10 protein-coding genes are annotated in these 14,087 nt (G+C 65.2%); 7 read left to right on the top strand and 3 right to left on the bottom strand.

The features are described from left to right. Window positions 1-57: 57 nt before the first annotated feature. The gene (locus ACSYG9_RS26450) at window positions 58-1,440 is read left to right on the top strand and encodes a glutamate decarboxylase (protein WP_454840525.1); all 1,383 of its coding nucleotides are present in this window, start codon (window positions 58-60) and stop codon (window positions 1,438-1,440) included. Window positions 1,441-1,688: 248 nt separating this feature from the next. After that, window positions 1,689-4,184: a LuxR C-terminal-related transcriptional regulator gene (locus ACSYG9_RS26445; protein WP_454840523.1), complete on the top strand. Its 2,496-nt coding sequence runs from the start codon at window positions 1,689-1,691 to the stop codon at window positions 4,182-4,184. Between the two features lie 3 nt (window positions 4,185-4,187). On the opposite strand, the gene ACSYG9_RS26440 is transcribed toward ACSYG9_RS26445, so the two are convergent. Further along, window positions 4,188-4,838, bottom strand: a complete 651-nt coding sequence (locus ACSYG9_RS26440; protein WP_440125217.1) for an amino acid-binding protein — start codon at window positions 4,836-4,838, stop codon at window positions 4,188-4,190. Window positions 4,839-5,181: 343 nt separating this feature from the next. On the opposite strand from ACSYG9_RS26440, the gene gatC reads away from it, so the two are divergent. Continuing rightward, window positions 5,182-5,481 carry an Asp-tRNA(Asn)/Glu-tRNA(Gln) amidotransferase subunit GatC gene (gene gatC, locus ACSYG9_RS26435; protein ID WP_440125216.1) on the top strand — a complete coding sequence of 100 codons (300 nt, stop codon included), beginning with the start codon at window positions 5,182-5,184 and terminating at the stop codon, window positions 5,479-5,481. Beyond that, entirely contained in the window at window positions 5,478-6,953 is a 1,476-nt protein-coding gene (gatA, locus tag ACSYG9_RS26430; protein WP_440125215.1) for an Asp-tRNA(Asn)/Glu-tRNA(Gln) amidotransferase subunit GatA, read from the top strand. Before gatC ends, gatA begins: the two co-directional genes overlap by 4 nt. 41 nt (window positions 6,954-6,994) lie before the next feature. Here gatA and ACSYG9_RS26425 read toward each other — a convergent pair whose 3' ends face one another. Together ACSYG9_RS26425 and ACSYG9_RS26420 are read right to left on the bottom strand one after the other, a co-directional pair. After that, entirely contained in the window at window positions 6,995-8,260 is a 1,266-nt protein-coding gene (locus ACSYG9_RS26425) for an alpha/beta-hydrolase family protein (RefSeq protein WP_454840520.1), read from the bottom strand. A 125-nt stretch (window positions 8,261-8,385) separates the two neighbouring features. Continuing rightward, window positions 8,386-9,000, bottom strand: coding sequence for a hypothetical protein (locus tag ACSYG9_RS26420; RefSeq protein WP_440125213.1), 615 nt, complete (start codon window positions 8,998-9,000; stop codon window positions 8,386-8,388). A gap of 152 nt (window positions 9,001-9,152) precedes the next feature. Here ACSYG9_RS26420 and ACSYG9_RS26415 point away from each other — a divergent pair, with 152 nt between their 5' ends. The 3 genes from ACSYG9_RS26415 (at window position 9,153) to ACSYG9_RS26405 (ending at window position 14,076) form a co-directional block, all read left to right on the top strand. Continuing rightward, on the top strand, window positions 9,153-10,340 hold the full coding sequence (locus tag ACSYG9_RS26415; protein ID WP_440127824.1) for a histidine kinase: 1,188 nt from the start codon (window positions 9,153-9,155) through the stop codon (window positions 10,338-10,340). A gap of 160 nt (window positions 10,341-10,500) precedes the next feature. Then, on the top strand, window positions 10,501-11,643 hold the full coding sequence (locus tag ACSYG9_RS26410; RefSeq protein ID WP_454840518.1) for a carboxylate-amine ligase: 1,143 nt from the start codon (window positions 10,501-10,503) through the stop codon (window positions 11,641-11,643). An 87-nt stretch (window positions 11,644-11,730) separates the two neighbouring features. Beyond that, window positions 11,731-14,076 carry an amidohydrolase gene (locus ACSYG9_RS26405; protein WP_440125211.1) on the top strand — a complete coding sequence of 782 codons (2,346 nt, stop codon included), beginning with the start codon at window positions 11,731-11,733 and terminating at the stop codon, window positions 14,074-14,076. The last annotated feature ends 11 nt before the right edge of the window (window positions 14,077-14,087 follow it).

Genomic DNA, 14,087 nt, shown 5'->3' with positions numbered 1-14,087 from the left:
AGTTCACAACAGGCATCGAATCGCACAGATCTTCGATGCCGAGTATCGGAGGAAGAGATGTCAGATCACATTGCTGCCCCGTCGGAGACGCTCGCGCCCGCATACACAGGTCGTCTCGGAACCGACCCGATTCCGGCGCTACGGCTCCCGAAGACGGAGACCGAGCCCGAGGCGGCCTACCGGTTCATCCACGACGAATTGATGCTCGACGGAAGCTCGCGCCTGAACCTGGCGACGTTCGTGACCACGTGGATGGACCCACAGGCCGACCGTCTCATGGCGGAAACCTTCGACAAGAACATGATCGACAAGGACGAGTACCCTGCTACGGCAGAGATCGAGACCCGCTGTGTGAATATGGTGGCGGCACTCTTCCATGCCGAGGATCTGTCCCCGACGGATCCGACGTCGGCGACCGGCGTCTCGACCGTGGGATCGTCCGAAGCCGTGATGCTGGCAGGCCTTGCGCTCAAATGGCGGTGGAGGCAGGCACGAGACGCGGCGGGCAAGGACTCCACCAAGCCCAATCTGATCATGGGCAGCAACGTTCAGGTCGTCTGGGAGAAATTCTGCAGGTACTTCGACGTCGAACCCAAATACCTGCCCATGGAGGCGGGTCGGTACGTCATCACTCCGGAGCAGGTTCGCGATGCCGTCGACGAGAACACCATCGGTGTGGTGGCCATTCTCGGGACGACGTTCACCGGCGAACTCGAGCCGGTCGCGGATATCGCTGCAACGCTCGATGAGATCGCTGCGGACGGCGGACCGGATGTCCCGTTGCATGTCGATGCGGCAAGTGGAGGCTTTGTGGTCCCGTTCCTGCATCCGGAGCTGGAGTGGGACTTCCGCCTTTCCCGTGTCGTCTCGATCAATGTCAGCGGCCACAAGTACGGAATGACCTATCCGGGAATCGGATTCGTGGTCTGGCGGTCGAAGGAGCATCTACCGGAGGATCTCGTGTTCCGGGTCAATTACCTCGGCGGGGACATGCCGACATTCACACTCAATTTCTCCCGCTCCGGTAACCAGGTGGTCGGCCAGTACTACAACTTCATCCGCCTGGGGGTCGCCGGCTACACCCAGATCATGGAATCGCTGCGGGACACCGCATTGATGCTGTCACGCGAAATCTCGGGAATCGACGACATGGAGATCATCACGGATGGGTCGGCGATACCCGTCCTCTCATTCCGACTGGTGGGTGATCCGGGATTCACGGTCTTCGACATCTCTCACGAACTGCGTGCCCGTGGTTTTCAGGTTCCCGCATACACGATGCCCGCCGATGCTGAGGAAATTGCTGTGTTGAGGGTGGTCTTGCGGGAGGGTTTCAGCCGCGACCTCGCATACAAGCTTGCCGTGTCGATCAAGGATGTGGTCGAGCATCTGCGTGCCGGGGTGGGTACGGGACACACCGCAACGGGTTTCGCGCACTGATCGTCGGCGCGGGGAGGTCATTCGCATTGTTGCCTTCCCGCGCGTCGGTATCCGCTGTGAGGAATCCGGTGTATCAGCCGGGTGAATACGTTCGATATCGGCCGCGAGCAACCGGATTTCCACATTCGCCCCGTATCACAGCAATTCTTTGTTATTGTTGTTACGCTTTACATAAGCTCGGTTACGGAATTGAAGATGCGGGCCTGTGGTGGTGTTACGCACCTTCTGATCAGGAGGTTTTCGCATAGGTGCGCCACATACTGCCACTGTTTCGCAGCCGATTGTTCTCGCTGTTGTCGAGTTCGGCGACCTTGATCGTGATTCACGGCAACCGATTCGCCGGTAAGACCACATTGGTTCGAACATGGCTCATGGCGGATCCCGTTTCCGCTGCTGTTCCGGTCTTCGTGGAGGCGCCACCGACCGATGTGACGAAGGACGACTACTGGTCCGCCGTCCTACGCGCCGTGTGCGCGTACCTCGGTAGCGCCCCGCCGGACCACTGCGGTGACGGTTTCGAGGAGGTGCGTTCGTTTCTCGTCGCGCAGCACCGCCCAATTGTGCTGATTCTCGACGGAATCGGTGCGGTCGAGTCGGCGGAGGAACATGTCGGTGATCTGCTCGCCCGGTGCCCACGCTTGAGAGTCGTTGTCACAACACGAGTTGCGGGACAATGGTGTCGTTACGTCGACAGCGTTCCCGGCCGGTTGATGCTCACCTCGGATGCACTTGCCTTCACGGATGGGGAGGTCCGCGCTTTTCTGCGCGCATCCGCGGTGCCGCACGGTTCTCGCGTGGTTCGACGAATCGTGCGACGCACGGGAGGGGCACCGGCGCTCATCGCAGCCGTATGCGAGGTGTTGAAAGCGGACAGTGCGCAGGTGCCGGACGGCGAGGATCGTATCGATCACCTCGTAGACACGGCTGTCGACACTGCGATTCTGCGAGCCATTGCCGTCGACCCCGTAGTTGCGTCGAGGTTTCGTTCCGTTCTGATGTCGGCCGCCATCGCGACTCCGCTCGCTTTGTCCGCGGGAGTACTGCCTTCGGTGGTGGACCCCGTGGAATTCGTCGACGCACTCGAGTCTGCCGGAATGGTCGAATCGGAACCGGGAACCGACCTGTCGATGCGGACGTACCCCGACGCCGTTCGAGAATCGCTCTTACGCTCGGCCGAAGCCGAATGCTCCGACGAACTCCGGGACGCCCGGACCGCCCTGATCCGATTCTGGCTGGAGCACTCGAACGCACACAATGCCCTCGTGCACGCGGTGGAAAGCGGCAATTGGGAATGTGCGGTGACGATCGTAGAGGAACATTGGGCCACTCTGTACTCGGGTGGATTCCTTCTCACCCTCAGCGAGGCCCTGGTGAACAGGATTCCTGTCGGAGTCGCCGAGAGAAATCCGACGGTGGCAGCGATCCGGCGGCTGCATCGCCGGCTCACCGAACCCCGCGACATTCCTGTGTCGATCGGCGAACGTGAGCATCCCCCCGCCTTCTTGCCGGAGCCTGCCGCAACGCTCATGCGAGCGATCGATCTGCGCCTCGGAGGTCACTTCGCCGAGGCGGCCGCGGCATGTGAGGATTTTGCCGGCGAGCTTGTGCGGGCGTCCGACGACCCGGACGTCGCCAGGCGGAACGCCAGCGCCCTCGATCACCTGCACGTCGGGTTCACCTATCTGCTCGCGGGCCGCATCGATGACGCGCCGGTACTGTTCCGGCTCGCTCATCGTCTCGGAGGCGACACCTTCGTCGAGCGAACCGCAGCAGGTGTGCTCGCGCTGACCCACGCGCTGCGTGGTTCGATCACCGAGGCTCGACTCTGGATCGACGAGGAGCATCGGCACGGTCCGCTACCTGCCGACGAGGAGATGATCGTGAGGCCACCCGGCCTGGTCGCGTCGGCACTCGTCGCCCTGGACCGACTCGATCCGGATGGCGCGTTCGACATCCTCACGGAGCTGGGATCACCCGATGACAACGAGGAGTGCTGGGCATTCACTCTGTATGCGAACGGGCAGCATGCACTTCTCGCCGGACTGCCCGCCGACGGCCTGCAGTACATCGAGTCCGAGATTCAGCGTTTCTCCCGGCTGTACGGCGGGATGTCCGGCCACTTGCTCGATGCGGTCCGCGCTGACCTCAATCTGGCGATCGGTCGCCCGGACGAGGCTCGGCGGGTGGTGGCGCGATCAACCGACACGCTCACGGCAGCTGCGCGCGCACGGATCTGCCTGTTCACCGGCGATCCCGTAGGCGCAGAGGCCATCGGGCACCACTATCGCGACGACCCGAGTTGCCCACCGCGGGTGTCGATGGAGCTGGCCGTTGTCGGCGCAGCAGCAGCATGCTCGCTGGGCAGGCGAAACGATGCTCGCCGCTGCATGTTCCGCGCCGTCGCGCTGTCCCGACAGACCGGGATGCTGAGGCCGTTCACCGGCCTTGCTCCGTCGATGGTTCGGAACATCACAGATCTCGGTGTCGACCTCCCGGTTGATCTGGAACAGATCGCGCTCGACTTCGGCACTTTTCGCACGACACAGCCGATGGTGCGGCTGACCCCGCGGGAAGCGGCAGTTCTCGAAGCGCTGGTCGCGGGTGGCAACGCTGGAACGATCGCTGAGGCACAGTTCGTCAGCCTCAACACCGTCAAGACCCAGTTGCGGTCGCTCTACCGCAAACTGGGCGTGCATTCCCGTCGGGACGCGATCGCCGTTGCTCGCCGGTTGGTTCTCGACTGAAAATCAGCCGAGCACCGTGCCGATGATTCCCGCAAGGTAGCCCATCCTCGCAACCTCCGACGGCCGGAATTCGGGTCCACCCGGCCTTCCCAGCATGAGAACTCGATCCGATCTGCCAAGGGGCGCCGCCGCGAGCATCGTGTCCATGTCCCGCCACAATCGAGGCACCCACTCGGCTTCATGATCGAGGAGTGCCGGCTTCTCGAGAGGCATCCACGGTGTGTCGGCGGGCCGTGTTTCCGGAGCTCCGGGACTTCCGACGATGCGGTACGCGCCGTGCGCCCCGATTCCGAGGACGGTGGCCCAACTCACCCGCAGTACACGAGGCGCGCCATCCACGAGAACCTGCAGGCGATCGTCGCGTGCCGCCGAAACCTGATCGATGAGCTCGAGCTCGCGGTGGGTGTCGAGGATGCCCGCGTAGGGGCGGATCGAGTCGACAGTGACTCCGTCCAGAGCCTCCGCGGCAGTGATCAAAGTGTCGGGCAGCTTGCCCGGTTCTACGTCGACCACGAGGTCGTCGATGGCGAAGCCGGCACCACGATCGACCACGTCGAGTGACAGGATGTCTGCGCCGACCGACCCCAGAGCCAACGCGAGCGCGCCGAGGCTACCGGGACGGTCGGGAAGCTGGACACGTAGCAGGTACGACACGTGCGTCCTTTCCCACATTCTTCGCCGACGCGTGAACACGCCGGCCCAGGGGCGCAGGTCGCACAACCATCACAGCAGTCAGAACCCCCGGCGTCGTCCATCTTTTCACTCACGCAGCGCGCGTAGGAACGCTCGCCGGGGGAATCGTGACGTGGCGATGGAAAATGCCCGGTCATAGGTGGCGGCGTCACATGAACGCAACAAAGGTTTCCCCATGCGCAATGCGGCGGGCCGATTCGGGTGGCGCCCGAACCGAGTACACGGCCGCCACAGTGGGGCATTACCCTGGACAGGACGTTCGAACGCCAGATGATCCATCACCACTGGAAAGGGGCCACCTACGGTGCCTGCCATTTCCCGTGACGAGGTTGCGCACCTCGCCCGGTTGTCCCGCCTTGCGCTGACCGATGCGGAACTCGACGAGTTCTCCGGCCAGCTCGATTCCATCCTCAGCCACGTCAAGGCGGTGTCCGAGGTGGCCGCGGACGACGTGGCGCCCATGGCGAATCCGAATGCTGTCACCAACGTGACCCGTCCAGACGTCGTGCTGCCCGGCCTCACTCCCGGGGAAGCCCTCTCCGGTGCGCCCGCTGTCGAAGAAGGACGCTTCGCTGTCCCGCAGATCCTGGGGGAGGGCGAATGAGCACCGATCTCACGAAGCTCGATGCAGTGACACTCGCAACCCGTATCCACGCCGGTGAGGTCTCTGCAGTGGAGGTCACACGGGCCCACCTCGACCGAATCGCCGAGGTCGACGGCGAGTACAACGCATTTCTGCACGTCGGTTCCGAGCAGGCGCTCGGTGCTGCGGCCGAGGTCGATCGTGCTGTGGCCGCAGGCGAGAAGCCGGCGTCGCCGCTGGCGGGCGTCCCGATCGCGCTCAAGGACGTCTTCACCACCACCGACATGCCCACCACGTGTGGCTCGAAGATCCTGGAGAACTGGGTCTCGCCCTACGACGCGACACTGACGACGAAGCTCCGTCAGGCCGGTATCCCGATTCTCGGCAAGACCAACATGGACGAGTTCGCGATGGGGTCGTCTACGGAGAACTCCGCGTACGGACCCACCCGCAACCCGTGGGACACCACCCGGATCCCCGGCGGATCGGGTGGCGGATCCGCGGCCGCTCTCGCGTCGTATCAGGCGCCGCTCGCCATCGGCACCGACACCGGCGGCTCGATCCGTCAGCCCGCGGCCGTCACTGCGACGGTCGGGACGAAACCCACGTACGGCACGGTGTCGCGCTTCGGTCTCGTCGCGTGCGCATCGTCACTCGATCAGGGTGGTCCGTGCGGACGCACCGTTCTCGACACTGCATTGCTGCACGAGGTGATCGCCGGACACGATCCCCGCGACAGCACCTCCGTCGACGCAGCGGTTCGTCCCGTGGTCGAGGCCGCCCGACAGGGCGCAGCAGGCGACCTGTCGGGCATGAAGATCGGCGTCGTCAAGGAACTGCATTCCGACAGCTACCAGCCCGGTGTGATTTCGTCGTTCGATGCTGCCGTGGAGACCCTCACGAAGCTCGGTGCCGAGGTCGTCGAGGTGTCGTGCCCGCACTTCGAGTACGCACTCGCGTCCTACTATCTGATCCTGCCTTCGGAGGTGTCATCCAACCTCGCTCGTTTCGACGCGATGCGATACGGCATGCGTGTCGACGATGGTTCGATGAGCGCCGAGCAGGTCATGGCCGCGACGCGTGCCGCCGGTTTCGGCAAGGAAGTCAAGCGTCGCATCATGATCGGGACCTACGCGCTCTCGTCCGGTTACTACGACGCCTACTACGGTCAGGCGCTGAAGGTGCGTTCGCTCATCGCGCAGGATTTCGACAAGGCCTACGAGCAGGTCGACGTCCTGGTCTCGCCCACGAGCCCGTTCACTCCGTGGAAGCTCGGCGAGAAGGTCGACGATCCGCTGGCGATGTACCTGTCCGACCTGTGCACCCTGCCGACCAACCTGGCGGGTCACTGCGCGATGTCGGTGCCGTCGGGCCTGTCGGCGGACGACGGACTGCCCGTCGGGCTGCAGATCATGGCTCCCGCGCTTGCCGATGAGCGGCTCTACCGTGTCGGAGCGGCATTCGAAGCTGCCCGCGGGCCGATCGTCGCCTGACTGTTTCCGATCGACCGACCGGCGGTGCCGTGGGCCTGTGCCTACGACACCGCCGGTTCGCATTGCGCCTGTTCGGTTCCGTACCGATGCCCGTGCCCCGGAGCCGAGTCGAGTGAGGTGAACAGGTCGACGGTGGTCTGCAAGAACCCCACCACCGGCAACCACGGGGGCATCGGAGCGTCTTGCTCCGCACGAGAGAGATCCGGCGGTGACCACAGCAGAGAAGGTTGCCACCGCACAACCGGATCCGATGTGTTCGCCAGCACCGTCGCTCCGTCGGTTCGCACCGAGCCGGCCGGAGGCCCCGCCCACAGGGCCTCACACGGTCCCGGATTCCTTTCATCGAACACAGCACTGCCACCGATCGCCCCGAGGCTCTGCCCGTACACATGCAGGTCGGGTCGCCGGTCGGGTGGCATCGTGGCGATATGCCCGCGTACGGCCGCGACGAGTGCCCGAGCCGACCGGGAAGCTGCGTCGCGGTCGAAGACGAACGTGACCCAGCTCGGTGTGTCCGAATATTGTTGCGCGACGAGAGCGACGTCGTCGCCCCATCGGTCTTCGAATCCCTGCACGGCATTCGCGTCGACCCACCCGGACCCCGTAGGAATCGCAACGACGAGGTGATCCCGCTCGAATCCTCCGGCGCGTTCGAGTTCGCGGACCGCAAGCGCCGCGCGTGACTGATCGTCCGCGGCTGCCGCCAACCCGATGTAGACCCGCACGGGCGATCCCGAGGGCTCGATCGAGACGAAACGCCGGCCGTGCGTGCCGAGGCTGTTCCAGTTCACCAGCGAGAGTGGCGAGCCGGACATCCCGGGATCTAGCGCGACCGCTGGCGCCGATGCCGACGCCGTATCCGGCGATGGAGAGGCAATCGAGGTGATTCCCGACCCCAGCAGGATCGCGGCCACCGCCAGTGCCGCAACCGAGCGGGCGCGACCCGCCATCCGGGTCAGCGCACGGATGCCCGCCGCGCCTCCCACGAGAACGGTTGCCGTGACGACAGTTCCAGCGAGTACCTCGGGCCAGTAACGGAATCCGATCGGCGGCACATCCATCGCGGCGCGAAGTGCGTTCTGCCAGTGATGTGCCCATGTCACACTCACTGCAACCATTGCGGCCCCGACCGCTACCGCAAGACCGCGTGCCTCGGCCTCGTGCGGCCCGGACAGTGCTCGAAGCCGATGCGGCACTGCGCGTCGGAACAGTGCGGTCAGTGCCAGGCAGAATGCGACGAGAACTCCTGAGAGAATCCCCTGGGTCAGAGAGGCTCGCGGTAGCAGCGAGGGTACGAGCGAAACCACAACCGCCACCGTCGTGGCCGCAGTGGACCCGAGACAAGGGCCGAAAAAACTGTGCGGGAGTGGAATCCGCGGACTCTTCTCGCGGGTTCCTGGCGTCGGTGCTGGGGCGGCCAGGTCGATCGTCATCAGTTCGATCTCCTCAGGAAAGCGCTGCCCGCGAGGACCGCAGCGCCGGACACAGCGAGGTAGGCGATGGGTGATTCGGATTCGGGAAGCCGGTAGCCCTGGCGCCACGAGTTGATCTGCACCGCTGCGGATGCGATTCCCGCCATCACGTCGCATCCCGGTTCCACGCCGGTCTCGGTCGTGCACGCGGCATTGAGGTTCCGTTGCAGGTGCGTATCGAGGTCACGCCGTGCCTGTGGTCCGAGTTCGCCACCGATGTCCCGTGCGTACCTGAGCAGGTCGTACCCGAGATCGTGCATACGGCAAGCGGGCTCGAACGCCGAGGGCAGAGCCACAGGTGACGAGCAGTCACCGTCCGGATCGGTGAGTACTCCCTCGGTCGTGTCGCCCGGTTCGATCGACGGGTGGTATCCCATGACCTCGGCGAAGCCGTCCGGGAACGCAGCGAGCGCACCGACGGTATCGTCTGCGACGAGTGCGGTGACGGTAGCCGCAACTGCCGGATCCGCCGTCGTAGCGGTACTCGCGGGGGATGCGGCACCGACGCAGAGGGCGGCCCCGGCACCGAGGAGTACGGTGGCCGCCGTGCGGCGTGTCGCGGTTCGGTTGATCATGATTCAGACGGTATGAACGACTTCCACCGCGCAGGATCACGCGCGGGAGTGGTTCCGGGAAGCCATCCTCATACCGCAGGGTTGCTGCGAACTCACTCTCAGGTATGAGGACAGGCGAGACACGGACTCCTAGCGTGGAGGTCGTGAAAACGATGATGCGTACCGGAGCGACCTCCGCAGTGAAGACCACTGCGAAACTGGGACGCGGCCGCTGGCCGACAGTCATCGCAGTCGTCGTCACGCTGATCCTGTATTCGGTTGCGTGGCCGACACTGCAACTCACGCACGATACGACGCCGCCGCTGATGCCGCTCGTCGCCGGTTTTGCAGTGTTCCCATTCGTGTTCGTGTTCAGCCGACCGGCGTTGGGCTGGGCGGTCACCGCACTCGCCGCATTGGTGATCCCGCTGGCGTTCGAGAGGGTCGGGAACTACACCTACCCGTGGCAGGTAGTGCACATCATCGTGCTCCTCGCGCTCGTCCTCGCCGTGTCAATTCTGGAAGAGATCCGCGTCGTGCTTGTGGTGTGGATCGCGACGGTGCTGCTGTTCTTCCTGTACATGCCGGGGGACGACGGATGGGGCTGGATGGTGGGGCTCACCGCCCTCGTCGTGTTCGGTCTACTGGTGCGCTGGTTGGTGATCTCGAGGCGGCAATTGGCCCACGAGGAGGAGGTCAGCGAACTCGAGCGTGCCCGCCGTGCGGTACTCGAGGAGAAAGCGCGCATCGCTCGGGACCTTCACGACATCGTTGCCCATCACATGTCGATGGTCGTCGTGCAGGCGCAGAGCGCCCCCTACCGGCTGACCGATGTCACCGACGAGGTTCGAGCCGAATTCGATTCCCTCGGCGCGACCGCCCGCGAAGCACTCAACGAGGTGCGCAGCCTTCTCGGTGTACTGCGCAGCGACGGCTACACCCCGGAGAACGAACCACAACCCGGCGTCGAGCGAATCGGTGAACTACTTGCCGCATCGCAACGTGCCGGTGTTCTACTGAACACCGAGATCACCGGTGATCCGGTGGGCGTCAGCGACGGGGTGGGTCTGGCGGTCTACCGGATCCTGCAGGAATCGCTCACGAACAGTGCCCGGCACGCGCCCGGTGCGGCGGTCGACGTCCGCATCGAATTCGGTCTCGGCACAGTCGAAATGGACGTGAGCAACGGCCGGGGAGCCGAGGGTGCGCGCACGATGGTGCCGTCGGATCGGGGCGGCGGCAGCGGCATCAGGGGAATGGGCGAGCGCGCGGCAGCTGTCGGTGGGCGGCTCGTCGCGCATCCGCGACCCGACGGCGGATTCGAGGTACACGCGGTGCTGCCGGCGGTCGCCGCCGTCTGACCCCGATCGATGGTCGGACCTGCTAGCGGTCGCAGCATTCGGCATCCGCGCGGCAGCAACACGAGGTGTAGCGCACTTCCGAGTTGGGTATCTGCTCCACGTGTGCAACGTTGTCGAGTTCCGGCGGCGGCGTGTGCAACCGTTGGGAGTGGGAGGCGCGATGTCCACCACGGACGAGCTGTGCACGGTCGGGGTCGAGGAGGAGTTCCTGCTCGTCGACGCCGACACCGGGGTACCGACGGTCAACAGTGCCGTCGTGGTCGCGGAAGCCGCGAAACACGGACTGGAGTTGCAGTACGAACTCGATCGCTGCCAAGTGGAAACGGCATCTGGGATCTGTTCCGACGCTGAACAGCTTCACGTCGATCTGGCCACCACGCGATCGATCGCTGCCGGTGCTGCTCGCCGACACGGGGCTCGGCTGCTTGCCGTCGGAGTCCCGGTTCTGGGCTGGCGGGAACTGCAGGTCACGGCGAAACCCCGGTACCTGCGGATGGAACGCGAGTTCGGGCTCATCGCGCGCGAGCAGGGCATCTGTGGATGCCATGTCCATGTCGGTGTGCCCGACCGGGAGACCGCGATCCAGGTGGGTAATCACCTGCGTCCGTGGCTTCCCACTCTGCTTGCATTGTCGGCGAACTCGCCGATCCATCGCGATGTGGACACCGGATACGCGAGCTGGCGAACACTCCTCTGGTCCCGATGGCCGAGTGCCGGACCGCCCCCGTACTTCGAGTCGGTCGAGGACTTCGACCGACTCGTCGAGGCCATGCAGGAGACGGGCAGCATCCTCGACGACGGCATGGTCTATTGGGACGTACGTCCCTCGGCGACGTTCCCGACGGTGGAGGTGCGCGTATGCGACGTCCCCGCCACCGTCGCCGAATCGGTGCTGCTCGCGAGCCTCATCCGGGGTCTTGTACTCACTGCGCTGCGTGATCTGGACCGTGGCCGCACAGCACTCCGGGTGGTACCCGAACTTCTGCGGGCTGCGTACTGGCGGGCCGCACACGACGGTCTCGATGGCGACGGGATCGCCTTGCCTGAGTCTGTGCGTCAACCCATGGTGCACCGGCTCGAATCATTGGTGCAGCATGTGCGCCCGGCGCTCGAGGACCTCGGATCCGACCGACTGGTACTCGACGGGATCCGGTCGGTGGTGCGCACCGGCAACGGGGCGATGCGTCAGCGCGCAGTCCTCGCTGCGGGCGGTGACGCCCAGGACGTCGTCACCGAGATCGCCGCCTCGACCGTGTCCGGATGCCGGACAGGGCAGCACCCAGGCGATGCAGGCCCGCGGTGAAGCCGACACGGTCCGGTCCGAGTACGTGACCGGCACCGTCCCATCATCTCGTTCCCGCCGACCCCATCGGCGGTTTACGCTCAGTGGGTGCCGGGTCACAGCCCTCGGAAGGTTCGGGTCGAGGAGGAGTTCCACCTCGTCGATCTGAAAACCCGGCGCCTGACTGCCCGCGCGCCGGAGCTGTTGACGCGGTTGCCCGCCGAGACCTATGTCGGTGAGCTGCAGCGATGCATGGTCGAGGTGAACAGCGGCGGCTATACCGACCTTGCCGAACTGCGCTCCGATATGGATCGACACCGGAAGCTGCTCGCTGCCGCAGGCAGGGCGCTCGGTGTAGGTGTGGTGGCCGCGGGAGCAGTACCCCTTGCGTTGCCCACCGAAATGCAGGTGGCAGGCTCGCCTCGCTATCAACGCATGCTCGCCAACTATCAACAGCTCGCGCGGGACCAATTGGTCTGCGGTATGCAGGTGCACGTCGACCTCGAGGATCGGGACTACGCCGTGCGGGTCGCAGCGCGCATCGCGCCGGACCTGCCGGTGTTACTGGCTCTCAGTGCGAGTTCGCCGTTCAGCGCTGACGGTGCGGACAGCGGCTACGCAAGTGTCCGGTCGCTGCTGTGGCTGCGCTGGCCTTGCAATGGCCCGGCAGCACCTGTCTCATCGTCAGCCGAGTACGACTCGTTGGTCGACGGTCTGGTATCGAGCGGAGTGATCGGCGATCCCGGGATGGCCTACTTCGACGTGCGCCCGTCGGCAAAGCTGCCGACCCTGGAACTGCGCGTGTGTGACAGCTGTCCGCAACTCGACACCGTGCTCCTCGTCGCTGCTCTTTTCCGTGCACTCGTCGAACGAGAAGTGACGGCTCTGCGTGCCGGCGCCGAGGACGTTCACATCGCGCCGACGTTGACCCGCGCTGCTCTGTGGCGGGCCGCCAGGTCGGGGCTCGAAGCCGAGCTGGTCGACGTGACGGTCCTCGAACCTCGCCCGGCTGCGGACATCGTCGATCACCTCGTACGCTCGCTGCGTCCCCAACTCGAGGACTCGGGTGATTGGGCTCTCGTTTCGGAACTCGGCGCACACGCGATTGCGCTAGGCAGCTCAGCGGCGAGGCAGCGCAGTGCACTGGACCGTCGAGGACGCCTGCCCGATGTGGTCGACCTGCTGCTCGCAGAGACCGCCGGCCACGAAACGCGTCTACCGGAGGCCGAGAACACGATTCGGCCGGGCGGACAGCGCCGCACCGGGCCGCAGCGCCGGATTCGCCACGGGCTGCCGCAATATCCGATCGGCCAGAGTTCGATCGACGAGCAGCAGCTGATGGCCTGGCGCCGAGATCTTCATGCGAATCCGGAATTGTCCTTCGAAGAGCATCGCACCACCGACCTTGTGCGGCGTCATCTGCTCGGCCTCGGGCTGGCACCGGTAATGCTGACCGGTGGTACCGGTCTGTGGTGCGACGTCGGCCCGCCGACCGACGAGGTTGTGGCGTTGCGTGCGGACCTCGACGCACTTCCGGTCGCCGAGACCACCGGCCTGCCCTACGCCTCCACGACCCCCGGGGTTTCCCACGCCTGCGGTCACGATGCACACACCACGATGCTCATGGGGGCGGCAACGGTCCTCGCGGCAACTCCACCACCGCGCCGGGTGCGACTGATCTTCCAACCCGGCGAGGAGACCAGCCCGGGCGGCTCCCTCAAAGTTATCGAGGCCGGCGCCCTGGAGGGGGTGTCGAAGATCTTCGCTCTGCACTGCGATCCTCAGCTCGAAGTGGGTTCACTTGCCACCCGCACGGGGCCGATCACGTCCTCGAGTGCATCGGTGACCGTGCGCCTGTGGTCGGCGGGCGGCCACACCGCGCGACCGCACCTGACCGGCGATCTGATCCACGCAACAGCAGTATTGGTCACCGGTTTGGCCTCGGTGCTGGACCGGCGCATCGATGCCCGTACCGCGACCGTGCTGACCTGGGGGAAGGTGGAGGCAGGGAAGGTCGGCAACTCGGTTCCGGAGGCGGGCGAACTGGTGGGCACTCTGCGTAGCGCCTCCCGCGAGGCATGGGCCACCCTCGAGCCTCTGGTGGAGCGTACGATCGGGGAACTACTCGCCCCGTACGACGTGCGTTACGAACTGTCCTACCTGCAAGGTGTTCCGCCCGTAGTCAATGATCCGGATTGTTCGGCGGAGCTGCGGGACGCCATTGCATCGGTCGTAGGCCTCCAGAACCTCGCCGAAGCCCAACAGTCCAGTGGCGGCGAAGATTTCGCGTGGTACCTCGAGGAGGTACCGGGAGCGCTCGGACGCCTCGGCGTGTGGGACGGCACGAACACGCGACATGAGCTGCACCAGCCGGATTTCGATCTCGACGAGCGCGCACTCATGCACGGCGTTCGCACCTTCGTTGCGCTCGCCCGCGGGAACGGGCATGTGTGAGCGTCGGTCGG

It is taken from the genome of Rhodococcus sp. SJ-2 (genome assembly GCF_053750035.1).
The sequence above is the reverse complement of the archived record's forward strand: the minus strand, read 5'-3'. Positions and strand labels throughout refer to the sequence as shown.

What these genes read in the sequence shown, in the direction of transcription:
- ACSYG9_RS26450 (WP_454840525.1), top strand. Translation starts at nt 58, where the DNA reads ATGTCAGATCACATTGCTGCCCCGTCGGAGACGCTCGCGCCCGCATAC.
- gatA (WP_440125215.1), top strand. Translation starts at nt 5,478, where the DNA reads ATGAGCACCGATCTCACGAAGCTCGATGCAGTGACACTCGCAACCCGT.
- ACSYG9_RS26420 (WP_440125213.1), bottom strand. Translation starts at nt 9,000, where the DNA reads ATGATCAACCGAACCGCGACACGCCGCACGGCGGCCACCGTACTCCTC.
- ACSYG9_RS26415 (WP_440127824.1), top strand. Translation starts at nt 9,153, where the DNA reads ATGATGCGTACCGGAGCGACCTCCGCAGTGAAGACCACTGCGAAACTG.
- ACSYG9_RS26410 (WP_454840518.1), top strand. Translation starts at nt 10,501, where the DNA reads ATGTCCACCACGGACGAGCTGTGCACGGTCGGGGTCGAGGAGGAGTTC.